The organism is Mycobacterium sp. (assembly GCF_965229265.1).
Lineage (GTDB): Bacteria > Actinomycetota > Actinomycetes > Mycobacteriales > Mycobacteriaceae > Mycobacterium.
The window spans coordinates 2,141,636-2,166,559 of record NZ_CBDDIY010000010.1 but is presented as its reverse complement, the minus strand read 5'-3'; the positions used below and the strand labels follow the sequence as shown (position 1 = coordinate 2,166,559).

The 24,924-nt window shown below is 66.5% G+C and carries 25 protein-coding genes; 18 read left to right on the top strand and 7 right to left on the bottom strand.

The genetic code is table 11. The features are described from left to right. Positions 1-158: 158 nt before the first annotated feature. Positions 159-1,817, top strand: coding sequence for a tetratricopeptide repeat-containing glycosyltransferase (locus ADBZ9K_RS12085; RefSeq protein WP_526620540.1), 1,659 nt, complete (start codon positions 159-161; stop codon positions 1,815-1,817). Positions 1,818-1,886: 69 nt separating this feature from the next. Here ADBZ9K_RS12085 and ADBZ9K_RS12080 read toward each other — a convergent pair whose 3' ends face one another. Further along, entirely contained in the window at positions 1,887-2,726 is an 840-nt protein-coding gene (locus ADBZ9K_RS12080) for a CgeB family protein (protein ID WP_526620538.1), read from the bottom strand. A 74-nt stretch (positions 2,727-2,800) separates the two neighbouring features. Next, the gene (locus tag ADBZ9K_RS12075; protein WP_526620536.1) at positions 2,801-3,199 is read right to left on the bottom strand and encodes a DUF3060 domain-containing protein; all 399 of its coding nucleotides are present in this window, start codon (positions 3,197-3,199) and stop codon (positions 2,801-2,803) included. A 214-nt stretch (positions 3,200-3,413) separates the two neighbouring features. On the opposite strand from ADBZ9K_RS12075, the gene ADBZ9K_RS12070 reads away from it, so the two are divergent. The 8 genes from ADBZ9K_RS12070 (at position 3,414) to ADBZ9K_RS12035 (ending at position 11,126) form a co-directional block, all read left to right on the top strand. Continuing rightward, positions 3,414-4,052: a TetR/AcrR family transcriptional regulator gene (locus ADBZ9K_RS12070; RefSeq protein ID WP_526620534.1), complete on the top strand. Its 639-nt coding sequence runs from the start codon at positions 3,414-3,416 to the stop codon at positions 4,050-4,052. Positions 4,053-4,409: 357 nt separating this feature from the next. Next, entirely contained in the window at positions 4,410-4,784 is a 375-nt protein-coding gene (gene rpsL, locus ADBZ9K_RS12065; protein WP_036343468.1) for a 30S ribosomal protein S12, read from the top strand. After that, complete coding sequence (rpsG, locus tag ADBZ9K_RS12060) at positions 4,784-5,254, top strand: 30S ribosomal protein S7 (RefSeq protein ID WP_078017994.1); 471 nt, start codon at positions 4,784-4,786, stop codon at positions 5,252-5,254. Before rpsL ends, rpsG begins: the two co-directional genes overlap by 1 nt. Positions 5,255-5,336: 82 nt before the next feature. Next, complete coding sequence (gene fusA, locus ADBZ9K_RS12055; RefSeq protein ID WP_526620531.1) at positions 5,337-7,439, top strand: elongation factor G; 2,103 nt, start codon at positions 5,337-5,339, stop codon at positions 7,437-7,439. Positions 7,440-7,531: 92 nt separating this feature from the next. Beyond that, positions 7,532-8,722, top strand: coding sequence for an elongation factor Tu (gene tuf, locus ADBZ9K_RS12050; protein WP_526620529.1), 1,191 nt, complete (start codon positions 7,532-7,534; stop codon positions 8,720-8,722). 113 nt (positions 8,723-8,835) lie between these two features. Then, on the top strand, positions 8,836-9,144 hold the full coding sequence (locus tag ADBZ9K_RS12045) for a hypothetical protein (protein ID WP_526620527.1): 309 nt from the start codon (positions 8,836-8,838) through the stop codon (positions 9,142-9,144). A gap of 92 nt (positions 9,145-9,236) precedes the next feature. Next, on the top strand, positions 9,237-10,088 hold the full coding sequence (locus ADBZ9K_RS12040; protein ID WP_526620525.1) for an SHOCT domain-containing protein: 852 nt from the start codon (positions 9,237-9,239) through the stop codon (positions 10,086-10,088). A 183-nt stretch (positions 10,089-10,271) separates the two neighbouring features. Next, positions 10,272-11,126 (top strand): mycofactocin-coupled SDR family oxidoreductase, encoded by an 855-nt coding sequence (locus tag ADBZ9K_RS12035; RefSeq protein WP_526620523.1) that lies wholly within the window; start codon positions 10,272-10,274, stop codon positions 11,124-11,126. A 26-nt stretch (positions 11,127-11,152) separates the two neighbouring features. On the opposite strand, the gene ADBZ9K_RS12030 is transcribed toward ADBZ9K_RS12035, so the two are convergent. The 4 genes from ADBZ9K_RS12030 to ddaH are packed head-to-tail and all read right to left on the bottom strand — an operon-like array spanning position 11,153 to position 15,628. After that, positions 11,153-12,034, bottom strand: a complete 882-nt coding sequence (locus tag ADBZ9K_RS12030; RefSeq protein ID WP_526620521.1) for a universal stress protein — start codon at positions 12,032-12,034, stop codon at positions 11,153-11,155. Beyond that, on the bottom strand, positions 12,031-13,521 hold the full coding sequence (locus ADBZ9K_RS12025; protein WP_526620519.1) for an amino acid permease: 1,491 nt from the start codon (positions 13,519-13,521) through the stop codon (positions 12,031-12,033). Before ADBZ9K_RS12025 ends, ADBZ9K_RS12030 begins: the two co-directional genes overlap by 4 nt. 32 nt (positions 13,522-13,553) lie before the next feature. Then, entirely contained in the window at positions 13,554-14,786 is a 1,233-nt protein-coding gene (rocD, locus tag ADBZ9K_RS12020; protein ID WP_526620517.1) for an ornithine--oxo-acid transaminase, read from the bottom strand. Next, on the bottom strand, positions 14,783-15,628 hold the full coding sequence (gene ddaH, locus ADBZ9K_RS12015; RefSeq protein WP_526620515.1) for a dimethylargininase: 846 nt from the start codon (positions 15,626-15,628) through the stop codon (positions 14,783-14,785). The genes rocD and ddaH overlap by 4 nt, the downstream gene beginning before the upstream one ends. A gap of 124 nt (positions 15,629-15,752) precedes the next feature. On the opposite strand from ddaH, the gene ADBZ9K_RS12010 reads away from it, so the two are divergent. After that, complete coding sequence (locus ADBZ9K_RS12010) at positions 15,753-16,199, top strand: Rv2324 family transcriptional regulator (RefSeq protein ID WP_526620513.1); 447 nt, start codon at positions 15,753-15,755, stop codon at positions 16,197-16,199. A gap of 61 nt (positions 16,200-16,260) precedes the next feature. Further along, positions 16,261-17,436, top strand: a complete 1,176-nt coding sequence (locus ADBZ9K_RS12005) for an NAD(P)/FAD-dependent oxidoreductase (RefSeq protein ID WP_526620511.1) — start codon at positions 16,261-16,263, stop codon at positions 17,434-17,436. A 126-nt stretch (positions 17,437-17,562) separates the two neighbouring features. On the opposite strand, the gene mftR is transcribed toward ADBZ9K_RS12005, so the two are convergent. Beyond that, a complete protein-coding gene (gene mftR / locus ADBZ9K_RS12000; RefSeq protein ID WP_526620509.1) occupies positions 17,563-18,192 on the bottom strand; it encodes a mycofactocin system transcriptional regulator MftR in 630 nt (209 codons plus the stop codon). A gap of 92 nt (positions 18,193-18,284) precedes the next feature. Between mftR and mftA the strand changes: the two genes are divergently transcribed. The 7 genes from mftA (at position 18,285) to mftG (ending at position 24,835) form a co-directional block, all read left to right on the top strand. Beyond that, on the top strand, positions 18,285-18,380 hold the full coding sequence (mftA, locus tag ADBZ9K_RS11995) for a mycofactocin precursor MftA (RefSeq protein WP_135426842.1): 96 nt from the start codon (positions 18,285-18,287) through the stop codon (positions 18,378-18,380). Next, a complete protein-coding gene (mftB, locus tag ADBZ9K_RS11990; RefSeq protein WP_526620506.1) occupies positions 18,365-18,697 on the top strand; it encodes a mycofactocin biosynthesis chaperone MftB in 333 nt (110 codons plus the stop codon). Before mftA ends, mftB begins: the two co-directional genes overlap by 16 nt. Continuing rightward, positions 18,694-19,920, top strand: coding sequence for a mycofactocin radical SAM maturase (gene mftC / locus ADBZ9K_RS11985; protein ID WP_526620505.1), 1,227 nt, complete (start codon positions 18,694-18,696; stop codon positions 19,918-19,920). Before mftB ends, mftC begins: the two co-directional genes overlap by 4 nt. A 2-nt stretch (positions 19,921-19,922) precedes the next feature. Next, a complete protein-coding gene (gene mftD / locus ADBZ9K_RS11980; RefSeq protein WP_526620504.1) occupies positions 19,923-21,116 on the top strand; it encodes a pre-mycofactocin synthase MftD in 1,194 nt (397 codons plus the stop codon). 125 nt (positions 21,117-21,241) lie between these two features. After that, the gene (gene mftE / locus ADBZ9K_RS11975) at positions 21,242-21,985 is read left to right on the top strand and encodes a mycofactocin biosynthesis peptidyl-dipeptidase MftE (protein WP_526620502.1); all 744 of its coding nucleotides are present in this window, start codon (positions 21,242-21,244) and stop codon (positions 21,983-21,985) included. Continuing rightward, on the top strand, positions 21,982-23,394 hold the full coding sequence (gene mftF, locus ADBZ9K_RS11970) for a mycofactocin biosynthesis glycosyltransferase MftF (protein ID WP_526620500.1): 1,413 nt from the start codon (positions 21,982-21,984) through the stop codon (positions 23,392-23,394). The genes mftE and mftF overlap by 4 nt, the downstream gene beginning before the upstream one ends. 4 nt (positions 23,395-23,398) lie before the next feature. Continuing rightward, complete coding sequence (gene mftG / locus ADBZ9K_RS11965; RefSeq protein ID WP_526620498.1) at positions 23,399-24,835, top strand: mycofactocin dehydrogenase MftG; 1,437 nt, start codon at positions 23,399-23,401, stop codon at positions 24,833-24,835. Positions 24,836-24,924: the final 89 nt, after the last annotated feature.

Below are 24,924 nucleotides of genomic sequence, written 5' to 3'. Positions count from 1 at the left end.
CTGTGCCCGGCTGTGTCGGGTGGCATCACACATCAGCTATCGCAAACTGATTGTCGATGACGCGGAACGCCCCGGTGCCCTTGTAGCATGACCCTGCTACGGGCTCCGATCTGGCTGGACGGGGAAAAATGGCCAAAGCTCCCACGGTGTGTTTGAACATGATCGTGCGTAACGAATCACATGTCATCCGTGAACTGTTCGATTCGATCGCGCCATTCATAACGACGTGGGTGATCGTCGATACCGGGTCGGACGACGGTACCCAGGAGCTGATCCGCAGTTACTTCGCCGAGCGTGGAATACCAGGTGTCCTGCACGAGCGGCCGTGGTGCAACTTCGGCGCCAATCGCACCGAAGCGTTCCAACTTGCCCAGGGGCACGCCGACTACATCTGGACAGCGGATGCCGACGACGTTGTCGTCGGCACGCCAGATCTGCGCAATTTGACCGCTGATAGCTACAAGGTGCCCATCAAGTACGGGGGCATGTTGTATCACCGACGACACGTGTTCCGTGCCAGGCTGCCGTGGCGTTGGGTGGGAGTGGTGCACGAATACGTCACCTGCGACTCCCCGGTCGTCGAGGCTCGATTGCCGGGAGGCTTCTGGATCCAAGCTCGCACAGCGGGTGCACGCAGCCGTGACCCCGAGAAGTACCTGCGCGACGCCGAGCTGCTGCTGGCCGAGGTGCAGCGCAATCCGGCCGACGCTCGATCGGTGTTCTATCTGGCTCAAAGTTATCGCGACTATGGCGATTTGCGATCAGCACGGCAGTGGTACGCCAAGCGAGCCGAAATGGGAGGCTGGCCCGAAGAAGTCTTCTGGTCCCTGCTTCGCATTGCGGAATGTATGGCCCGACTGGACGAACCGTGGCCTCTCGTGCAGGACGCCTATCTCAAAGCCTGGGCCTACCGGCCCGTCCGAGCCGAGCCGTTGTGTGCCATCGCCACGCACTATCGCTCCAACCGGGAGTGGCAGTTGGGCTATCTCTTCGCCAAAGCGGCCAGCGAGATTCCGCTGCCAGACGACATCCTGTTCGTTCGTGAGCGCGTCTACGACGTCACGGTTGTCGACGAACTGGCGATATGCGCCTCCTGGTTGGGTAAGCACGAGGAATCCTTCTCTGCCTGTCAACGATTGTTGGCCCGCGACGATCTCGACGACAGGACGCGTAATCGTGTGGTCTCCAATCGCAGCTTCGCTGTCCCTGCCATGCTCGATCGCGCCAAGGCGTACCCGAAGACGCTGGCGCACAGCCTGATCCCCGGCTCTGCGGAGTCCGAGGTCACCGCAACGGTCCTCGCCGGGGACGACCGCATCGAAACGGAACTCACCCTCAACTCGTTTCTCAACTGCTGCACCGACATCGACCGGGTCGGCCGCTTTTTGCTAGTCGATACTGGCCTCAGCATGGCCGACCGCACCTGGCTGGCCGAGCGCTATCCATTCCTGGAGATAACGCCAGGCCGCGTCGTCGACCCAGCAGCAATTCACACCGCGATCGGAAGCCGCTTCTGGCTCGATCTTGGCCAGGGCTGGCAGTTCTTCGCTCCGGAGCCCCTTGTCGGCCGACTTACCGCCATCCTCGATACCGAGTCGGCTCTCTACCAGGTCGGCCTTAACTTGGGTGACGCCAGCACACCCGACAGCAAGTCGGCGCCGCAGAGCATCGTGCGCAGCCAACCGGACACGGGCCGCTACACGCTGACGGACAATCCTGCGACCGGCCCCGCGATGTATGACACCAACCGAATCGCGGACCCCAACCGCACTACCGCCACTTTGGCTGAGATCATCGCCGCCAAGCAACAGCGCTGAGCAGTGATGCGCCAAGAACCGCGAAGAACCGGGACGAACAAGGTTGTCCGGCCACGAGCAGCCGTGACCTCAGCCGATGTCTGCGGTCACGATCGGTCGCAGGATGTCGGCCTGGCTGCGAGCGGAGAAAATTCGGTGTCCCTGTTCGGCAAGCTCGCGTCGGGCTCGTTCGTCGCCAAGCAGCGCAGCGCAGCGATCGACTAGCCGGTCGTAGTCGGCGAACGCCACCCCCGATTCGAGGCTGTGCTCCTGCGCCAGATCGGCGCCGCGTTCGGAGACCACCGCACGCTTGTTCGCAAGGAGGTAGGAAACCCGGACTATTTCGAAGACCTTGGCCTCGAAATAATGGATATTGATAATGATCTTTGAGCGGGCGATCCACGCATCCCGGGCGGCACCATAAACTCCGAAAATCGATTCGACGCGAAAACCCCGTGCTCGCAATTCCTGCAGGACAGCAAATCGACGTTCGTTGGTCGAGCCGTAGAAGAGCACGTCGATGTCCTCGGGCTCGGGGGTGATCCGGGCCAGTTCGGGGACGTACCCGATCGGAACGTGCGTAGGCCGGGGCACGCCCCTGGCGACGAGCCGTTCGATGTTGGCCTGGCTGTAGTCCCAGACTGGGTGGTGCTTGAACAGCTCGAACAGCGAACTCGTCATCCATACCGAGTCGTCATCGACCTGTTCGAGGTTGTACAGAATGGCCCCTTCGGGAGGTTGCAAACCAAATCTGTTCAGCAGGTTGGAGCCGAGCACAATGGTACGGCGATCGACGAGATCGAGACGATCGGTCAGAATGCAGTCATGGCCAAGAGCCAGCAGAGCGTAGTGCAGTCCCTCCGCGACCTCAGCAAACGCTCCGCTATGTGCGTAGCCGGGCGCTGACACCACCGCGACCGCAAATTTCACACGCTGCAACTTAACAGAATGTGCAAGTGGCCTCTATTGGCATGGCCCTAGGTCACCGGCACCGCCCGAGCGCTTTAACTCTTGTTGATGGTGTTGCCGGAGCCGAGGTTGTTGACCTTCGGATCGCCTTTGTAGGTGACGGTGTTGTTGAGGCCGACAACGGAGAGCTCGTTGTCGATCTTGTCGAAGGTGATCTTGTTGTCCGCGCCGCCGATGTTCACCGATGCGCAGGAGCCCTTGACCGTCAGGGTGTTGTTGGACCCGCCGACGTTGAGTGACTTGCCGTCGGCGCAGTCGATCTCGGTGGTGGTGCCGAACGAGCCGTAATTGATCGTGTTGCCCACTTCGACCTGAGCGCCCGACTTCCCGGCGGTGGCCGTCGGTGAGGTGCTGTCGTTGCTGGTGGATCCGCAGCCTGCCAGTGTGAGGGCGGTCAGAACGCCGATACTGGCGATCAGGGTGGGGGAGTGCATCGGAGAACTTCCTTCGGTGTCACGTGGTGTCACGCCGGACCGTCTGATCCTGACCGTTGACCGTGCTGTCGTCCTCGACGTTATCGGCGATCACCGTGGGTGTCACCGTTCTCCGGTGCGTACCCCCGGCTGCCTCGAGCTGGGCTGGAGGCCACGGGCGTGGCCCTCGGTCAACTACAGTTCTTCGACGATCCACATAGTGAAGGGCTTATCGATGCCATCTCAGCCGGAAGCGGACGCGGCGGGCGGCCGGCCGCGCGCCGGGGGCCGAACGCCGGCGAGGTCCGCCAAGCTCAGCCGCGACGTCATCGTCAATGCGGCGTTGACGTTCCTGGACCGTGAGGGCTGGGACGGGTTGACCATCAACGCGTTGGCCAACCAACTGGGCACCAAAGGCCCGTCGTTGTACAACCACGTGCACAGCCTGGAGGACCTGCGTCGCACCGTGCGGATGCGCGTGGTCGACGACATCCTGCAGATGCTGTCCACCGTCGGTCAGGGCCGGACTCGCGACGATGCGGTGATGGCCATGGCCAGTGCTTACCGCAGTTACGCCCACCACCACCCGGGCCGCTACTCGGCATTCACCCGGATGCCGTTGGGCGGGGACGACCCCGAATACACTGCCGCCTCGCACGCCGCCGCGGCGCCGGTCATCGAGGTGCTGGCGTCCTACGGGCTGGCCGGCAATGCCGCGTTCTACGCCTCGTTGGAGTTTTGGGCCGCGCTGCACGGGTTTGTGCTGTTGGAGATGACCGGGGTGATGGATGAGGTGGATACCGACGCGGTGTTCTCCGACATGGTGCTGCGCCTGGCCGCGGGCATGGCGCACCGCGACGGCGCCAGCGGCTGAGGCCCCCGACGAGACTCCCCGCGGACGACGGCGACGGGCACCCGATAACCGTGCTGTTGGGAACCACTCCCGCCATTCACGCGTTGACCTGCGGTAAGGCCCGGTGAGAGCCCCGTACGCCGAGTTTGGAGGGGCGTGCCGCGCCTGGTATCGTAGAAGCTCGTGCCTGGCCAATAGGGGCGCAAGCGGGGACGCATGCGCGCACGCCGGGCCAATTCGCATGTCCAGTATGCATCGGATTCGACCGATGCACAGTGCGTGCGACACGCCCGGCCGCGGGGGACGCGGTGGGGCGGAAACTGCAGTACAGAGACTTGAAGATCGCTGAAAGACGAACGAGAGACAGAAAGCCGGTACATGCCAACCATTCAGCAGCTGGTCCGCAAGGGTCGCACCGACAAGGTCGCGAAGGTGAAGACCGCGGCCCTAAAGGGCAGCCCGCAGCGCCGCGGCGTGTGCACCCGCGTGTACACGACCACCCCGAAGAAGCCGAACTCGGCGCTTCGCAAGGTCGCGCGCGTGAAGCTGACGACCGGCGTCGAGGTGACCGCCTACATCCCCGGTGAGGGCCACAACCTGCAGGAGCACTCCATGGTGCTGGTGCGCGGTGGTCGTGTGAAGGACCTCCCCGGCGTCCGTTACAAGATCATCCGCGGCTCGCTGGACACCCAGGGTGTCAAGAACCGCAAGCAGGCCCGTAGCCGTTACGGCGCGAAGAAGGAGAAGAGCTGATGCCACGCAAGGGCCCCGCTCCCAAGCGTCCTCTCGTCAACGACCCGGTCTACGGGTCTCAGCTGGTCACCCAGCTGGTCAACAAGGTGTTGCTGGACGGCAAGAAGTCGCTGGCTGAACGCATTGTCTACGGTGCGCTCGAACAGGCCCGCGACAAGACCGGCACCGACCCGGTCATCACCCTCAAGCGTGCGCTGGACAACGTCAAGCCGGCCCTGGAGGTCCGCAGCCGCCGCGTCGGTGGTGCCACCTACCAGGTGCCCGTCGAGGTTCGTCCGGATCGCTCCACCACGCTGGCCTTGCGCTGGCTGGTCAGCTTTTCCAAGGCGCGCCGCGAGAAGACCATGATCGAGCGGCTGGCTAACGAGATCCTCGACGCCAGCAATGGCTTGGGTGCCGCAGTCAAGCGGCGTGAGGACACCCACAAGATGGCCGAGGCAAACCGGGCCTTCGCGCACTACCGCTGGTGATTACCCCGCCGTCGGCATGCGCAGAGGCTTGCGCGCGGCGACTTAACACCGAACTAAGAAGCGAAAGAGTGGGAATTTAGCCGTGGCACAGGACGTGCTGACTGACCTGAACAAGGTCCGCAACATCGGCATCATGGCGCACATCGATGCCGGCAAGACGACGACAACCGAGCGCATCCTCTACTACACCGGTATCAGCTACAAGATCGGTGAGGTGCACGACGGTGCCGCCACGATGGACTGGATGGAGCAGGAGCAGGAGCGGGGTATCACCATCACCTCGGCTGCGACCACCTGCTTCTGGAACGGCAACCAGATCAACATCATCGACACCCCGGGACACGTCGACTTCACCGTCGAGGTGGAGCGCAGTCTGCGCGTCCTCGACGGTGCCGTGGCCGTGTTCGACGGCAAAGAGGGTGTGGAGCCGCAGTCCGAGCAGGTCTGGCGGCAGGCCGACAAGTACGACGTTCCGCGTATCTGCTTCGTCAACAAGATGGACAAGATCGGCGCGGACTTCTACTTCTCGGTGAAGACCATGGAAGACCGGCTCGGCGCCAACGTCATTCCGATCCAGATCCCGATCGGCTCCGAGGGTGACTTCGCCGGCGTCGTCGACCTGGTCGAGATGAAGGCCAAGGTGTGGAGCGCCGAAGCCAAGCTCGGCGAGAAGTACGACGTTGTCGACATCCCGGCCGATCTTCAGGAGAAGGCCGACGAGTACCGCACCAAGCTGCTCGAAGCCGTCGCCGAGACCGACGAGTCGCTGCTGGAGAAGTATTTCGGTGGCGAGGAACTCTCGGTCGACGAGATCAAGGGCGCGCTGCGCAAGCTGACCATCAGCTCGCAGGCGTACCTGGTGCTGTGTGGCAGCGCGTTCAAGAACAAGGGCGTGCAGCCCATGCTCGACGCGGTCATCGACTACCTGCCCTCCCCGCTCGACGTGCCCCCGGCCGTCGGCCATGCGCCGGGCAAGGAAGACGTCGAGGTCATCCGCAAGCCGTCGGTCGACGAACCGTTCTCGGGGCTGGCGTTCAAGGTGGCCACGCACCCGTTCTTCGGCAAGCTCACCTACGTCCGGGTGTACTCCGGCAAGGTCGATTCCGGCGCCCAGGTCATTAACGCGACCAAGGGCAAGAAGGAGCGTCTGGGCAAGCTGTTCCAGATGCACTCCAACAAGGAGAACCCGGTGGATACGGCCTCGGCCGGACACATCTACGCGGTGATCGGTCTGAAGGACACCACCACGGGCGACACCTTGTGCGATCCGAACGATCAGGTCGTGCTGGAGTCGATGACGTTCCCCGATCCGGTTATCGAGGTCGCCATCGAGCCCAAGACCAAGAGCGACCAGGAGAAGCTGAGCCTTTCGATCCAGAAGCTTGCCGAGGAGGATCCGACCTTCAAGGTGCACCTGGATCAGGAGACCGGCCAGACCGTCATCGGCGGCATGGGCGAGCTGCACCTGGACATCCTGGTGGACCGCATGCGTCGCGAGTTCAAGGTCGAGGCCAACGTCGGCAAGCCGCAGGTGGCCTACAAGGAGACCATCAAGCGCCCGGCCAAGAACGTCGAGTTCACGCATAAGAAGCAGACCGGCGGCTCGGGCCAGTTCGCGAAGGTCATCATCGATCTGGAGCCGTTCGTCGGCGAGGATGGTGCGACCTACGAGTTCGAGAACAAGGTCACCGGTGGCCGCATCCCGCGCGAGTACATCCCGTCGGTGGATGCTGGTGCGCAGGACGCCATGCAGTACGGCGTGTTGGCCGGCTACCCGCTGGTGAACCTGAAGGTCGTGCTCCTCGACGGTGCGTACCACGACGTCGACTCGTCGGAAATGGCATTCAAGATCGCCGGTTCACAGGTCTTGAAGAAGGCTGCCGCGCAAGCACAGCCGGTCATCCTTGAACCGATCATGGCCGTCGAGGTCACCACACCCGAGGACTACATGGGTGACGTGATCGGCGACCTGAACTCCCGCCGTGGTCAGATCCAGGCCATGGAGGAGCGCAGTGGGGCTCGCGTCGTCAAGGCGCAGGTGCCGCTGTCGGAGATGTTCGGCTATGTCGGCGACCTGAGGTCGAAGACACAGGGCCGGGCTAACTACTCCATGGTGTTCGACTCGTACGCCGAAGTTCCGGCGAACGTGTCGAAGGAGATCATCGCGAAGGCGACCGGTCAGTAGACCGGCGCCTTGGCGGACCACACAACTGAACACTCAATCACTGCAATACATCTGCTTTTACAAAGCACCAACAAGTCCAGGAGGACACAGAAGTGGCGAAGGCGAAGTTCGAGCGGACGAAGCCGCACGTCAACATCGGGACCATCGGTCACGTTGACCACGGCAAGACCACGCTGACTGCAGCAATCACGAAGGTTCTGCACGATAAGTACCCCGATTTGAACGAGTCGCGCGCATTCGACCAGATCGACAATGCGCCCGAGGAGCGTCAGCGCGGTATCACCATCAACATCTCCCACGTGGAGTACCAGACCGAGAAGCGTCACTACGCGCACGTCGACGCCCCCGGTCACGCTGACTACATCAAGAACATGATCACCGGTGCCGCCCAGATGGATGGCGCGATTCTGGTGGTTGCCGCCACTGACGGTCCCATGCCGCAGACCCGTGAGCACGTGCTGCTCGCTCGTCAGGTCGGTGTGCCCTACATCCTGGTCGCCCTGAACAAGGCCGACATGGTCGACGACGAAGAGCTGCTCGAGCTCGTCGAGCTGGAGGTCCGCGAGCTGCTGGCCGCCCAGGAATTCGACGAGGACGCCCCGGTGGTCCGGGTGTCGGCACTGAAGGCCCTCGAGGGTGACCCGACTTGGGTCAAGAGCGTCGAGGAACTGATGGACGCGGTCGACGAGTCGATCCCGGATCCGGTCCGCGACACCGACAAGCCGTTCCTCATGCCTGTCGAGGACGTCTTCACCATCACCGGCCGTGGCACCGTCGTGACCGGTCGTGTCGAGCGTGGCGTGATCAACGTCAACGAAGAGGTCGAGATCGTCGGCATCCGCCCGGGTGTCACCAAGACCACCGTCACCGGTGTCGAGATGTTCCGCAAGCTGCTCGACCAGGGTCAGGCCGGCGACAACGTCGGTCTGCTGGTCCGTGGCGTCAAGCGCGAGGACGTCGAGCGCGGTCAGGTTATCGTGAAGCCCGGCACCACGACCCCGCACACCGAGTTCGAGGGCAGCGTCTACATCCTGTCCAAGGACGAGGGCGGCCGGCACACGCCGTTCTTCAACAACTACCGTCCGCAGTTCTACTTCCGCACCACCGACGTGACCGGTGTGGTGACGTTGCCGGAGGGCACCGAAATGGTGATGCCCGGCGACAACACCGACATCTCGGTGAAGCTGATCCAGCCCGTCGCCATGGACGAGGGCCTGCGTTTCGCGATCCGCGAAGGCGGCCGTACCGTCGGCGCCGGCCGGGTTACCAAGATCATCAAGTGATCTCCAGCTAGACACGACAGCGGCGCTCACCTTCGGGTGGGCGCCGCTTTCGTTTGTTCGCGGGGCCGACGACGGGGCTGTTATGCTCTGGCATCTTCACAGCGGGTGGGCAGATGGACGACGATTTTCAGCCACGGCCGTACCCGCCGTCGGTTGTCGCCGGCGGCGCGGCACTGGTCGTCGTCCTCGGCGCGATCGTGGTGTCGGTCCTGATGGTCAGCTCCGCGAGCGTCGATGTTCCTCGCATATCGCCGCAGGCCCGCACCCCGCAACCCACGTCGACGAGCGCCGCCGTTCCGGCCAGTCCGACTGCGGCGGCCGTGGCCGGACAGCCGGCGGCCCCGACCGGTTCGGACGGTTTCTTGGACGACCTGATCCCGAAGTTCCCGGCACTGGATCGGCTGACGCTCCCCTCGCCGTGAACCGGCGGGACGCATCGGTCATCGGGTCCGAAGTCAGGGCGTTGGCGTTACCCTGAGTCCGGGCGTGTGCGGCTCGAGAAGGGGCATGGCAAATGTTGGGTCGCTATCTCAAGGCGCAGCTGACGGTGCTGCTGTTCGGGGGACTCGTCGGTCCGATCTTCCTGATCGTCTATTTCGCTCTCGGCCCGATGGCACGTCCCTACCTGAACTGGATGTTCTGGGTCGGGTTGCTGATCACCGCCGCGGACGTGCTCGCCGCCCTCTGGCTCACCAATGCCGGGGCCAAATCGGCAGCCAAACACGAGCAGCTGACCCAGCGCGGTGTGCTGGTGCTCGCGCAGATCACCGGGATCTCCGACACCTCCTGGTTCGTCAACGATCAACAGATGATCAAGGTGAACCTGCACTTCGACGTGCCCGGTCAGCCGGGCTTCGAGGCACAGGAGACGATGGCCTCCAGCCCGGTTCGCATGCAGATCCTCAACGCCCACAAGGTGGTGGCACTCGTCGAGCCGGGAACGCAGAAATATGAAATTGATTGGAATGCAAGCGCTTTGATTGCCGGAGTGGTTCCCGCGCAGTTCACCCTGGCCGAAGACAACAAGACCTACGACCTGCGCGGGCAGGTCGGGCCGCTGATGGAGATCATGCAGATCCTGCGGGCCAACAACGTGCCGATGAACGGCACCATCGACGTCCGGTCCAACCCGGTGGTGCGCCGGCAGGTGATGGACGTCGTCCGTCGTGCCGCGCCCGCCCAGGCCGCCCCGCCCGCCGCCACACCGGCGCCCGCTCCGCCACCGATGCCGCAGCCCTATCTGCCGCAGATGCCGGAGCTTTCCACCGCGCAGCGCCTGCAGGAGCTCGAGACGCTGCGTGCCACCGGCACGATCACCGAGGCCGAGTACACCGCCAAGCGCCAGCAGATCTTGTCCGAACTGTGATCGCGGCCGGCGGTATGAGCCGCCCCGCCCAGGCCTACGGGGTTCGGCACGCTTGCCGTTGGGACTCGGTCGACTTCTGGCTCCGGCGTGAGGTGGGGACATCTAGAACGCGTTCCAGTTCGGCTGCTAGCCTGACGACGATGCGGGCCGTCGGCGGCCTGAGGACGAGTACAGGAGTGGTCAATGGGAGCATCGTCGGGGACGCTTGACGGACGAGTGGCATTCGTGACTGGGGCCGCCCGCGGCCAGGGGCGGGCGCACGCGGTGCGCCTGGCCCAGGAGGGTGCCGACGTCATCATCTCCGACATCTGCGCCACCGTCAGCGACACTGTCCCTTATCCCGGAGCCACCTCCGAGGAGCTGGCGGAGACAGTGCGGTTGGTGGAGGAGCAGGGCCGCAAGGTCCTGGCCCGCGAGGTCGACGTCCGCGACGACGCCGCACTGCGCCAGCTGGTCGCCGACGGTGTCGAGCAGTTCGGGCGGCTCGACGTGCTGGTCGCCAACGCTGGTGTGCTGTCCTGGGGCCGGCTGTGGGAACTCACCGATGATCAATGGAACACCGTCATCGACACCAATCTCACCGGCACGTGGCGCACCCTGCGCGCCGTCGTCCCGGCGATGATCGAGGCGGGCAACGGCGGCTCGATCATCGTGGTGAGCTCGTCGGCGGGGTTGAAAGCCACGCCCGGAAACAGCCACTACGCCGCGTCCAAGCACGGTCTGACCGCGCTGACGAACTCCCTTGCGCTGGAAGCTGGTGAGTACGGAATCCGGGTCAACTCCATCCATCCGTACTCGGTGGCCACCCCGATGACCGAAAACGACGCCATGATGGGGGTTTTCGCCGCGCATCCGAGCTATCTCCATGGGTTCGCGCCGATGCCGTTCCTGCCGACCGGTCAGAGCGCGACCGGCAAGCGCTCCGACTTCATGAGCGTCGAGGAGGTCGCCGACGTCGTGGTGTGGCTGGCCGGCGATAACTCCGCGACGTTGTCCGGTTCGCAGATCAGCGTCGACCGCGGCGTGATGAAGTACTAGCGGCTACGTCGGCGCTGGCGATCGGCTCAGCCCGGCAACACCAGGACCGGAACGGGACTGTGCCGCATGATCTTCGAACCGCGCGAGCCGAGGAATACCCGGGCGACTTCGCCGCGCGGTGAGGTGCCCAGCGCCAGGACCTCGCCGTCCTCCCACTCGGCGGCATCGAGCGCCTGATCCCACCCGTTGCCGCTGACCACCTGCAGCACGGTGTCTTCGCCTACCACGCCATCGTTGCGCATCTGCGCCAGCAGCTCGCGGGCCTGGGTTGCCCACGCAGCCAGGATCGAATCCTCGGCGTGCAGGCCGACTTCCGGCGGGTACATCGTGCGGCCCCGCACCGCGAAGGTGATCACCCGCAGCGGCACGTCGAACTGCGTGGCCAGGTCGGCGACTCGCTTGACGACGTGCACCCCCTCCGGCGTGCCGGGGAAGGCGCAGGTGATCCGGGTGAGCCTGCCCGAGCGGGCGCCCCGGTAGCCCCGCGGGGCGATCGCCACCGGTACCGGCGACGAGTGCAGCATCCGGTCGGCTGTGGACCCCACCACCACCTGACCGAGCTGGCCGTTGGAGGAGGAGCCCAGCACCAGCAGCTCTGCTTCGAGTTCCTCGACCACCTCGACGAGCCCGCCGGACACCGAACGGTGTGCGTGGCTGTGATAGTTGATGGTGAGGTCGTCGGAGAGGTTCGCCAGGTAGCGCCGTGCCTCGGCGGCCGAATCAGCGGCCAACTGATCGGCCCACGCGGCGTATTCGGCGTCGATGCGGGCCGGCGACGGTGTGGTCCACGGTTTGGGCACGATCGTCGCCACGGTCAGGGACGTGCGCATGGTCCGCGCCGCGCCGACCGCCAGATGCAGGGGGGCGGTGCCACTCTTACCGGCCAGGTACCCGACTACCACCGTCATGATGCGTCCCGGGGCGGGGTGATGACCTCGACGTCTTCGATTCCGGCACTGGCGATCACGCCGTCGCCACCGCCGTTGAGTGCACTGTGGTGCCGTCCCCAGACGAAGTAGAACACCAGCACCACTGCGACCCAGCCGGAGAACGCGATCCAGGTGTACCAGTGCAGGCTGAACAGGATGTAGGCGCAGGCCAGCACCGACAGCACCGGGGTCACCGGATAGCCCGGCACCCGGAAGCCGCGCGGCAGATCGGGTTCGCGGACCCGCAGGATGACCACACCGACCGAGACGACGATGAAGGCGACCAGGGTGCCGATCGACACCATGTCGGCTAGGTAGTTCAGCGGCACGACGCCGGCGAGGATGCTCACCACGATCGCCACGATGACGGTGTTGTTCACCGGGGTCATGCTGCGGGTGTTGACTTGGGCGAACATCGACGGCAGCAATCCGTCGCGGCCCATGGCGAACAGGATCCGGGTCTGGCCGTACAGGGTCACCAGGGTCACCGAGAAGATCGAGATCACCGCGCCGGCTGCCAGCACGGTGCCCCAGTAGTGGCCGTCGGTGACGGTGTCGAGGATGGTGGCCAGGCCCGCTTCCTGTCCCTCGAATTCGGTCCAGCTCTGTGCGCCGAGGGCTGCCACGGTAACCAGGATGTAGACCGAGGTGACGGTCACCAGCGCGGCGAGGATGGCCCGTGGCATGGTCTTCTGCGGGTTCTTGACCTCGTCGCCCGCGGTGGACACGGCGTCCAGGCCGATGTAGGAGAAGAAGATCGTCCCGGCGGCCGAGCCGATCCCGGCGACGCCCAGCGGGGCGAAATCGGCGAAGCGGTCGATATCGAAGGCGGTGAACGCGATCACCGCGAACATGACCAGCACCCCGAGCTTGATCAGCACCATCACGGTGTTGACGGTGGCCGACTCGCTGGCTCCCCGGATCAGCAGCAGCGCGCACATGACGACCAGGACCACCGCGGGAAGGTTGACGACGCCGGGCGCGGTGTCCCAGGGCGCCGCTGAAATTGCTTGGGGCAAATGGTGTCCGAAGAAGTTGTCCAGCAGCTTGTTGACGTACTGACTCCAGCCGACGGCGACGGCCGCGGTGGACACCCCGTATTCGAGCAGCAGGCAGGCGGCTACGCCCATGGCCACCACCTCGCCCAGGGTGGTGTAGGCGTAGGAGTAGGTCGAGCCGGACACCGGAACCGCCGAGGCCAGTTCGGCGTAGCACAACGCCGCCAGACCCGCCGCGATCCCGGCGATCAGGAAGGACACGACGACGCCGGGCCCGGCTTCTGGAACCGCCTCGGAGAGCACGAAGAAAATACCGGTACCCACGGTGGCGCCGACGCCGAACATCGTCAGCTGGAAGGTGCCGATACTCCGCTTGAGGTTGTTGGAGGCGCCGTGTGCGACCGGGGCGCCGAGGACGGGCCGTCGTCGCAGCATCTGCTCGGTCAGGTTGATCGGCGGGGCCGACATGTGCGCCTCCTAGGTGGCGAAGATTTAGCCGATTATGAGCCCGCCTCGGCTAATACGCTCGCGAACTGGTCAACAGCCCAGTCGATCTCCTCGGCGGTGATCACCAGTGGGGGAGCAAACCGCAGCGTCGAGCCGTGGGTGTCCTTGACCAGCACACCCCGCTCGGCCAGCGCCAGGCTGAGCTTTTTGCCGCTGCCAAGACGGGGGTCGATGTCGACGCCGGCCCACAATCCCATGCCGCGTACCGCCAGGACGCCGCGGCCGATCAGCGAACGCAGTCGGGAATGCAGGTGTAGGCCGAGTTCGGCTGAGCGGGACTGGAATTCACCCCGGCTGAGGATGTCGACCACGGTCGAGCCGATGGCCGCGGCGAGCGGGTTACCGCCGAAGGTCGAACCGTGTTCGCCGGGGTTGAGCACCCCGAGCACGTCTCGGTTGGCCACCACCGCCGACAACGGAACCACGCCGCCGCCGAGGGCCTTGCCGAGCAGGTAGATGTCGGGCACCACCGCCCAGTGGTCACAGGCGAAGGTGTGCCCGGTGCGGGCCAGGCCGGATTGGATTTCGTCGGCGATCAGCAGCACGTTCTGCTCGGTGCACACCTGGCGCAGTCGCGGCAGGTAGTCGTCGGGCGGCACGATGATCCCGGCCTCGCCCTGGATCGGTTCGACCAGCACCGCGACGGTGTGCTCGTCGATGGCGGCCGTGACGGCGTCGACGTCACCGAAGGGCACCGAGCGGAATCCCGGGGTGAAGGGACCGAACCCGCCGCGCGCGCTGGGATCGGAGGAGAAGCTGACGATGCTGATGGTGCGGCCATGGAAGTTGTTGTCGGCGACGATGATGTTGGCCATGCCCTCGGGGACGCCCTTGATGTCGGCGCCCCACTTGCGGGCTACCTTGAGACCGCTTTCCACGGCCTCGGCGCCGCTGTTCATCGGCAACACCATGTCTTTGCCGCACAGCCCGGCCAGTGCGGCACAGAACGGGCCGAGTTGGTCGGAGTGAAACGCCCGGCTCACCAGGGTCAGCTCATCGAGCTGACGGTGGGCGGCGGCGACGATCTCGTCGTTATGGTGGCCGAAGTTGACCGCCGAGTAGGCGGCCAGGCAGTCGAGGTAGCGGCGACCTTCGACATCGGTGATCCATACGCCCCTGGCGCTGGTCGCCACCACCGGCAGCGGTGAATAGTTGTGCGCCACATAGGCGTTGTCCAGGGCGATGGCGTCGGCCGTTGCACTCGTCATGGCGTCGGCAATCGTCATGAAAACACCTCCAGTGTGCAGCATTTGACCGAGCCGCCGCCCTTGAGCAGTTCGGAGAGGTCGACACCGATGGGGTCGAAGCCCGCTTGGTGTAGTTGCTCGGCGAAACCGGTTGCCTGGGCGGGATGAACGACATGCTTGCCGTCGGACACCGCGTTGAGGCCCAGGACATAGGCATCGGTGCTGGAGACCTCGATGGCGGTGGGGAAGAGCTCGCGCAGCCGGGATTGCGCGTCCTCGGTGAAGGCCGGGGGGTAGTAGGCGATGGTGGTGTCGTCGAGCACGGTCAGCGCCGTGTCGAGGTGGTAGAAGCGTGGGTCGACGAGCTCGAGTGAGATCACCGGCATTCCGGTGATCGCGGCCACCTCGGCGTGCGCGTGGTGGTGGGTGCGAAAACCGGTGCCCGCCAGAATCGTTGCGCCGACGACCAGGAGATCACCCTGTCCTTCGTTGACGTGGCTGGTGTGCACCGGTTGGTGGCCGCGCTGGTCCATCCAGGCGGCGTAGGCGGCCGACTCACCGTGGCGTTCGGCGTGTTTGAACCGGGCGACGATCGCGCAGCCGTTGATGATCAATCCCGCGTTGGCGGCGTAGACCATGTCGGGCAGGCCCGGCACCGGGTCGACGAGGTCGACGGAGTGGCCGAGCCGGCGGTAGGTGTCGCGCAGGTTCTCCCACTGCGCGACGGCGAGTTCGACGTCGACCGGGGTGGTGGTGTCCATCCACGGGTTGATCGCGTACTCGACGGTGAAGTAGGTCGGCGGGGTCATGGCGTAGTGGCGAAGTCGCTGGGCGCGCGGTGTCGTCGTCGACGGTGCGGCGACATCGGGGGATATCGTCATGAATCAACGATATGGGGCAGTCTGCACGCAAACAATCGACAGTCATTGCGTGTCTATGGTCGATTTCTTGCGTCACAGCTAGCATAGCGGTGATTTGTTGCGCCGCGACCGGAAGGGTTGCCGAATGGACCGGCTGGACGACACCGACGAGCGGATTCTGGCTGAGCTGGCCGAGCATGCGCGCGCCACGTTCGCCGAGATCGGAGCCCGGGTGAACCTGTCGGCCCCCGCGGTCAAGCGCCGGGTGGACCGCATGATCGATAGCGGGGTCATCCGCGGCTTCACCACCGTCATCGACCGCAGCGCGCTCGGCTGGAACACCGAGGCCTACGTCCAGGTGTACTGCCACGGCACGATCGCACCAGATCAATTGCGCCAGGCCTGGATTGACATCCCGGAGGTGATCAGCGCCGCCACCGTCACCGGCACATCGGATGCGATCCTGCATGTCCTGGCTCGTGACATGCGCCATCTTGAAGCAGCCTTGGAGCGGATCCGGTCCAGTGCCGACATCGAGCGCAGCGAGAGCATCGTGGTGCTGTCCAACCTGATCGACCGTTCGCCGGCATGAACCCGGCCGGTAAGGGCGGGCTGGGCGCCACTTTCCGGCGCCAATCGTGTAAGAACACCACGTGAGCGAACATGGGATCGTCATCGTCGGCGGCGGCCTGGCCGCGGCCCGGTCTGCCGAGCAGCTGCGCAAGTCGGGATACACCGGCCCGATCACTCTGATCAGTGACGAGACGCACCTGCCCTACGACCGTCCGCCGCTGTCGAAGGACGTGCTGCACGCCGACCTGGACGACGTGGCCCTCAAGCCCGCCGAGTTCTATGCCGAGAACGACATCACCGTGCGCCTGGGCAACGCGGCACGATCGCTGGACACTGCCGCGCGTACGGTGACCCTCGCCGACGGCTCGGTCGTGGGCTATGACGAGCTGATCATCGCGACGGGCTTGGTGCCCAAGCGCATTCCGTCCTTCCCCGATCTCGACGGCATCCGGGTGCTGCGCAACTTCGACGAGGCGCTGGCGCTGCGCGCCCACGCGGCCTCGGCCCGGCGTGCGGTGATCATCGGCGCCGGCTTCATCGGCTGTGAGGTCGCCGCCAGCCTGCGCAAGCTCGGGGTCGACGTGGTGCTGGTGGAGCCGCAGCCGGCGCCGCTGGCCTCGGTGCTCGGCGAGCAGGTCGGCAATCTGGTGACCCGGCTGCACCGCGCCGAGGGCGTCGACGTGCGCACCGGCGTCGGGGTGGCCGAGGTCCGCGGCGATGGCGGCCGGGTGAGCGCCGTCGTGCTCTCCGACGGCAGCGAGCTGGCCGCCGACCTGGTGGTGGTCGGCATCGGGTCGCGCCCGGCCACCGAATGGCTGGACGGCAGCGGCGTCGAGGTCGATAACGGAGTGGTCTGCGATGAAGCCGGCCGCACCAGCGCGCCAGGCGTGTGGGCGCTCGGCGATGTCGCGTCGTGGCGTGATGCCACGGGCCATCAAGCGCGGGTGGAACATTGGAGCAACGTCGCCGAGCAGGCCCGGGTGATCGTCCCGGCGATCCTCGGACAGGAGCCGCCGTCGGTCGTCGTGGTGCCCTATTTCTGGAGCGATCAGTACGACGTCAAAATCCAGTGCCTCGGTGAGCCCGAGGCCACCGACATCGTGCACATCGTCGAGGACGACGGCCGCAAGTTCCTGGCGTTCTATGAGCGTGACGGCGTGGTGGCCGGTGTGGTCGGCGGCGGCATGCCCGGCAAGGTGATGAAGACGCGCGCCAAGATCGCCGCGGGCGCGCCGATCGCCGAGGTGCTGGGCTGAGTCTCGACGCCATCGACTGTGTAAGCGCGGCGTCGACTGTGTAAGCGCGGCGTTGACTGTGTAACCAGGGCGTCGGAGTCGACGAAATCCCGCCACAGGCGCACAGTCGACGCCGTCACCGCACGGTCAGGAATCTTCTCCGCGGCCGCCCACACCGTCGATCCCGTGCGCGACGGCGTCGAAGGCGTTGCCGAGGGCTTGCGGCAGGGACACCGCGTCGTTGGCCAGCCAGTACTCGTAGGCCGAGAGCGCGACCCCGAGCATGAGCCAGCCCACCGATTGGGGCACCAGGTCGCCGGCTCCGAAACCGCTGCGCGTCGCCACGAAGTCCGCCACGACCCCGCGCCAGCCGGCATACATGGTCATCGAGTACGCCTGCAGTTCGGCAGTCTGCAGGATCACCCGCATCCGCTGGCGGTGCCGTTCGGTTTCGGACTCGTCAAAGGTGTTGAACGCCAACAGCGCTGACCGCAGCGCCGCGCTCATCGGGGTGTGCGGGTCGGCCCGGTCGAGCAGGTCGCGGAAATGCTGGAGGTGGGTGTCGAAGTCCCCCCACGGGATCGCGTTCTTCGACGAGTAGTAGCGGAACAGGGTGCGGCGGGCGATACCGGAGGCCTGGGCGACGTCGTCGACGCTGACCGAACCGAAACCATAGGTCGCAAACAGGTCCAGCGCGACGTCGGTGATGTGGTCTTGGGTGGTGGATCGGCGCCGGCCCACCCGCGGCCCCGGTACAGCGGTCGGACCATTCGTCATCGACCCACCTCTTCCTTTTCGGCACTCGATGCCATATTCTTGCGATCTCGATCACAATTGTCGAGAACCTAGGCAACGAAAGGGTGCTTTTCATGGAGCCGAGCCACGCAGCCGAGACCGAAACCGAGCTGGTGACCGAGACGCTGGTCGAAGAGGTCTCCATCGACGGGATGTGCGGGGTCTACTGACCGTGCCCGCCCACACTGTGGGCGATCCAGCTGTGGCCGGGTCGGGATTCGACCCGGCACTCAGCTGGCGTCTGCATCCACAGGTGGCGGTGCGCCCAGAGCCGTTCGGCGCGCTGCTGTACCACTTCGGCACCCGGAAGCTGTCGTTCCTCAAGAACCGGACGATCCTGGCCGTGGTGAACTCACTGTCCGACCACCCCGACGTGCGTTCCGCACTGCGGTCCGCGGGGGTCGACGAGCCCGACGAGGCGCCCTATCTGCACGCCCTCGGCGTGCTGGTGACCTCGAACATGTTGATCTGCAAGGATTCCCAATGACTTCGGTGGCACCGGTACCCCGGCTGATCGAGCAGTTCGAGCGTGGCCTCCAGGCCCCGATCTGCCTGACCTGGGAACTGACCTACGCCTGCAACCTGGCCTGCGTGCATTGCCTGTCGTCCTCGGGCAAGCGCGATCCCCGCGAGCTGTCGACCGACCAGTGCAAAGCGATCATCGACGAGCTCGAGCGCATGCAGGTCTTCTACGTCAACATCGGCGGCGGCGAGCCCACCGTGCGCCCGGACTTCTGGGAGCTGGTGGACTACGCCACCGCCCACCACGTAGGGGTCAAGTTCTCCACCAACGGGCTGCGGATCACCCCGGAGGTGGCGGCCCGGCTGGCCGCCAGTGACTACGTCGACGTGCAGATCTCACTCGACGGGGCCACCGCCGAGGTCAACGACGCGGTCCGCGGCGAAGGCTCGTTCGAGATGGCGGTGCGCGCGCTGGAGAACCTGGCCGCGGCCGGCTTCGCGGACGCCGCCGAGTCGACGATGCCGTCGAGGTACGAGACGGAGGAGGAGCGAGGCAGAAGGCCGAAGATCTCGGTGGTCGTCACCCGGCACAATGTCGACCAGCTCGATGACTTCAAGGCGCTAGCCGACCGCTACGGCGCCACCCTGCGCATCACCCGCCTGCGCCCCTCCGGACGCGGCGCCGACGTGTGGGACGAGCTGCATCCGACGCCCGAACAGCAGGTGACCCTCTACAACTGGCTGGTCGCCAAGGGGGAAGGAGTGCTGACCGGTGACTCGTTCTTCCACCTATCCGGGCTCGGCGCACCCGGTGCGCTGGCCGGTCTGAACATGTGCGGCGCGGGCCGGGTGGTCTGCCTCATCGACCCGGTTGGTGACGTCTACGCCTGCCCGTTTGCGATCCACGACCGATTCCTGGCCGGAAACATCGCCCGCGACAACGGTTTCGACAACGTCTGGAAGAACGCACCGCTGTTCCGTGAGCTGCGTGAGCCGCAGTCGGCCGGCGCCTGCGGCAGCTGCGGGCACTACGACGCCTGCCGGGGCGGCTGCATGGCCGCGAAGTTCTTCACCGGACTTCCGCTCGACGGCCCCGACCCGGAGTGTGTCGAGGGGTATGGGACACCCGCCCTGGCCCTCGAACGTGACAAGCCCCGGCCCAGCGCCGACCACTCCCGCGGCAAGCCGATCATGCTGACCCTGTCCACCCGGCCGCCGGCCAAGCCCTGCAACGAAAGTCCGATCTAGTCATGGCACGTGACATCTGGTTCGAAACCGTCTCGATCGCGCAGCAGCGCGCCAAGAAACGGCTGCCCAAATCGGTCTACCTGGCCCTGATTGCGGGCAGCGAGAAGGGCCTGACCGTCTCGGACAATGTCGAGGCCTTCGGTGAGCTCGGGTTCGCCCCGCACGTCATCGGCGCCTGCGAAAAGCGGGACCTGGCAACAACGGTCATGGGCCAGGAGATCTCGCTCCCGGTGATCATCTCCCCGACCGGTGTGCAGGCCGTACACCCCGACGGCGAGGTCGCGGTCGCCCGCGCAGCCGCCGCCCGCGGCACCGCGATGGGACTGTCCTCGTTCGCCAGCAAGCCGATCGAAGAGGTCGTCGCCGCCAACCCCAAGACCTTCTTCCAGATCTACTGGCTGGGCGGCCGGGACGCGATCGCCGCTCGCGCCGAGCGGGCCCGGGCGGCCGGCGCGGCGGGCCTGATCGTCACCACCGACTGGAGCTTCGCGCACGGCCGGGACTGGGGCAGCCCGAAGATCCCCGAGCGGATGGACCTGCTCACCACGGTGAAGATGATGCCGGAGGGCCTGGCGCGACCGCGCTGGTTCCTGGAATGGGCCAAGACCCTGCGTCCACCGACGCTGAGCGTGCCCAACCAGGCCGGGCCGGGCGAGGCCGGTCCGCCGTTCTTCAACGCCTACGGCGAGTGGATGGGCACCCCACCGCCCACCTGGGAGGACATCGCCTGGCTGCGTGAGCTGTGGGGCGGGCCGTTCATGCTCAAGGGTGTGATGCGCGTCGACGACGCGAAACGTGCTGTCGACGCGGGTGTTTCGGCAATCTCGGTGTCCAATCACGGCGGCAATAACCTGGACGGCACCCCGGCCTCGATCCGGGCGCTGCCGGCGATCGCGGAGGCCGTCGGCGACCAGATCGAGGTGTTGCTCGACGGCGGTGTGCGCCGGGGCAGTGACGTGGCCAAGGCGGTGGCGCTGGGCGCCCGCGCGGTGATGCTCGGGCGGGCCTATCTGTGGGGCCTGGCCGCGGCTGGGCAGACGGGTGTCGAGAACGTCCTGGACATCATGAGCGGCGGTATCGACTCGGTGCTGCGCGGTCTGGGGAAGGCATCGATCCACGACCTGACACCCGAGGATGTCCTCATGCCGGACGGCTTCACCCGCGCGCTCGGCGTGCCCGGCGGCGGGGCGCACTGACCCGCACCCCCGCGGTCCCGTGGGGCTGGCGTGACTGACGGGACGGCGGTAAACCCGCGGACGGGTCGGCTCGTCCCGAATGCGAAAGAAATCCGTCTACTCCTCGAACAATTGGCGCACGGCAGGTGAATTCGGCCTACCATCGGCGCGTGGCTTTCCGGAGCGAGTTGGGCGCAAAGACGTCGAGGCAGCTCCGCGATACCGCGCCGACGATCTTGATCCCGGTCGGTTCAACCGAGCAGCACGGTCCGCATCTGCCGTTGGACACCGACACCCGGATCGCGACGGCAGTGGCCCGTGCCGCCGCCGATGAGCTGAACCGGCCCGATCACGATCAGTACCTGCTGGCCCCCGCCATCGCCTACGGCGCCTCCGGTGAGCACGAGGGCTTCCCCGGGACGGTCTCCATCGGCACCGAGGCGCTGACCACCGTGCTGCTCGAGTACGGCCGCTCCGCATGCGGCTGGGCCGGGCGGATCGTCTTCGTCAACGGGCACGGTGGCAATCTCGAGGCGCTGCGCGCTGCGGTGGTCCGGCTTCGGGTCGAAGGCCGCGATGCCACCTGGTGCCCGTGCCTGGCCGCGGGCGGCGACGCGCACGCCGGTCACACGGAAACGTCGGTATTGCTGCATATCTCACCGGCAGAGGTGCACACCGATGCCTGGTGTAGCGGTAATCGTGCGCCGCTGGCTACCCTTTTGCCGCAGATGCGGCACGGGGGGGTGGCCGCGGTAAGTGAGGTGGGCGTGTTGGGCGATCCGACGACGGCGACTCCGGTGGAGGGTGCGCGGATCTTCGAGCAGATGGTCGATGAGTGTTGGCGACGGATCGACCGGTGGGCACCGGCCGATGACGGGATGCTGACATGACGCAACCCCGGTTACCCGACGGCTTCGCCGTGCAGGTCGACCGCCGGGTTCGCACATTGGGAGCCGGCTCGGCCCTGCTCGGCGGTTCCCCGACGCGGCTGCTGCGGCTGGCGCCGTCGGCCCAGACATTGCTGGACGGCGGGCGCCTCGAGGTCCGCGACGCCGTGAGCGCCCAGCTGGCCCGCACCCTGTTGGACGCGACCGTCGCGCATCCGCGCCCGGCCGGCGGTCCGTCGCACCGTGATGTCACCGTGGTCATACCGGTGCGCGACAACCCTTTTGGGCTCTATCGGCTGGTGATGTCCTTGCGCGGCATGCGCGTCGTGGTGGTCGACGACGGCTCGAGCACCCCGGTGCAGCCGGGTGACTTCGCCGGTGCCCGCTGTGAGGTCGAGGTGCTGCGGCACTCGCGCAGCAAGGGCCCCGCGGCGGCCCGCAACACCGGACTGCGGGCATGCGGCACCGATTACGTCGCGTTCCTGGACTCCGATGTCGTCCCGCGGCGCGGCTGGCTGGAGGCCTTGCTCGGCCACTTCTGCGACCCGGCGGTGGCGCTGGTCGCCCCCCGCATCGTCGGGTTGGGCCACAGCGATCAACTGGTGGCCCGCTACGAGGCGGTGCGCTCGTCGTTGGACCTGGGCGAGCAGGAGGCACCCGTCGTGCCCTACGGGCCGGTGTCCTATGTGCCCAGCGCGGCGATCATCTGCCGGCGATCCACGCTGCTCGAGATGGGCGGCTTCGACGAGACGCTGTCTGCCGGTGAGGACGTCGACCTGTGCTGGCGGCTCATCGAATCGGGGTCCCGGCTGCGCTATGAGCCCATCGCGCTGGTCGCCCACGAGCACCGCACCCAGATGCGGGCGTGGCTGGGCCGCAAGGCCTTCTACGGAAGCTCGGCCGCCCCCCTGTCGATCCGGCACCCGGACAAGACGGCCCCGGTGGTCATCTCGGCCTTGAGCCTGCTGGTGTGGTTGCTGATGGCGCTGGGGTCGGTCTCGGGTTACCTGGCGTCGCTGGTGTTCGCCGGGGTCACCACCCGGCGGACGGCCAAGGCCATGCAGAACACCGACGCCGGCATCGCCGAGGTGGCGGTCCTGGCGCTGCGCGGTATCGGTGCGGCCGCACTCCAGCTGTCCTCGGCGATATGCCGGCACTACTGGCCGCTGGCCCTGGTGGCCGCGCTGGTCTCCCCGCGCTGTCGCCAGGCGGTGCTGGTGGCCGCTGTGGTCGACGGCGTGCAGGACTGGATCAGCCGCAACCGCAACACCGACGCCGAGGGCAAACCGATCGGCCTGCTGGCCTATCTGCTGCTCAAACGCCTCGATGACCTGGCCTACGGGGCCGGGTTGTGGACGGGTGTGATCCGGGAGCGCACGCTGCGGCCGCTCAAACCGCAGATCAAAACCTGATCTGGTGGCCGAGGACACCCACCACAGCGACGTTCTGATCGTGGGCGCCGGTAGCGCCGGATCCGTTCTGGCCGAACGTCTCTGCGCCGATCCGGCCCGTCGCGTCACCGTCCTGGAGGCCGGACCTGGTCCGGCCGCGCCGGGGGTTCGCGGGTTCACCAGCAACGGGCTCCAGCTACCGATCGGGGCCGCCAGCCCATTGGTTCAGCGCTACCGCACCCGGCTGACCGACGACCCACCCCGGCCCGCCGAGATCGTGCGGGGCGCGACCGTGGGTGGCTCCGGGGCGGTCAACGGTGGTTACTTCTGCCGCGCCCTGCCCGCGGACTTCGACGAGCCCGCGGTGCCGGGCTGGTCCTGGTCGGAGGTGCTACCGCATTACCGGGCCATCCAAACCGACCTCGACTTCCCCGAGCAGGCTGACGGCGGGCCGATCACAATCCGGCGCACACACGAACTCGTCGGCAGCACAGCGGCTTTCGTTGCCGCCGCACGTGCGGCGGGCCTGCCCTGGCTCCCGGACCTCAACGCCGAGCCGATCGGTGACAACGCGCCGCCCGGCGTCGGTGCGGTGCCGTTGAACATCGTCGACGGTGTTCGGGTCGGCCCCGGCGCGGCCTTCCTGGAGCCCGCCATGCCCCGGCCCAACCTGAGCGTGCTGCCCCGGACCCGGGCGCTGCGGGTGCTCATCGCGGGTAACCGTGCCGTCGGCGTCGAGGCGATCGGGCCGGGCGGGCCGGTGACCCTGACCGCCGACCGTGTCGTGCTCTCGGCGGGCGCCGTCGGTTCGGCGCACCTGCTGATGCTCTCCGGCATCGGGCCGGCGGCGGCGCTGCGCAGCGCAGGCGTCCCGGTGCTGGCGAACCTGCCGGTGGGGCAGCGGACGTCCGATCACCCCGAGTGGGTGATCCCGACGACGTGGAGTGTCGCGGCCCAGCGTCCGGTGCTCGAGGTGGTCCTGGTGACCGGCGGGCTGGAGATCCGGCCGTACACAGGCGGTTTCATCGCGATGGTCGGGGACGGGACGGCCGGCCGTCCGGACTGGCCGCATCTGGGGGTGGCCCTGATGCGGCCCCGCTCCCACGGCAGGGTGGCGCTGCTGTCGGCGGATCCCCAGGTGCCGCCACACATCGAACACCGCTACGACAGCATCGCCGACGACGTGGCGCAGTTGCGCCGGGGTTGGCGGATGGCCACGGAATTGCTCAGTAGCACAACCGAACTCGGTGAACCGATGTGGTCGACGTCGCAGCATCTGTGCGGCACCGCCCCGATGGGCGGCGACGGCGACGAGCTGGCCGTCGTCGACCCGCACTGCCGGGTGCGGGGGATCGACGGGCTGTGGGTGGTGGATGGTTCGGTGCTGCCCCGGATCCCCGGGCGTGGTCCACACGCCACCATCGCGATGATCGCTCATCGTGCCGCGGAGTTCATCGGCTAGCCGTTCGGCCGCCGGGCGAGACGCGGCCAGGATGGCGGTCGGTACCCTGGTCGGGCCGGATCAGGGTGTCCAGCCGGGTGCGGCATCCG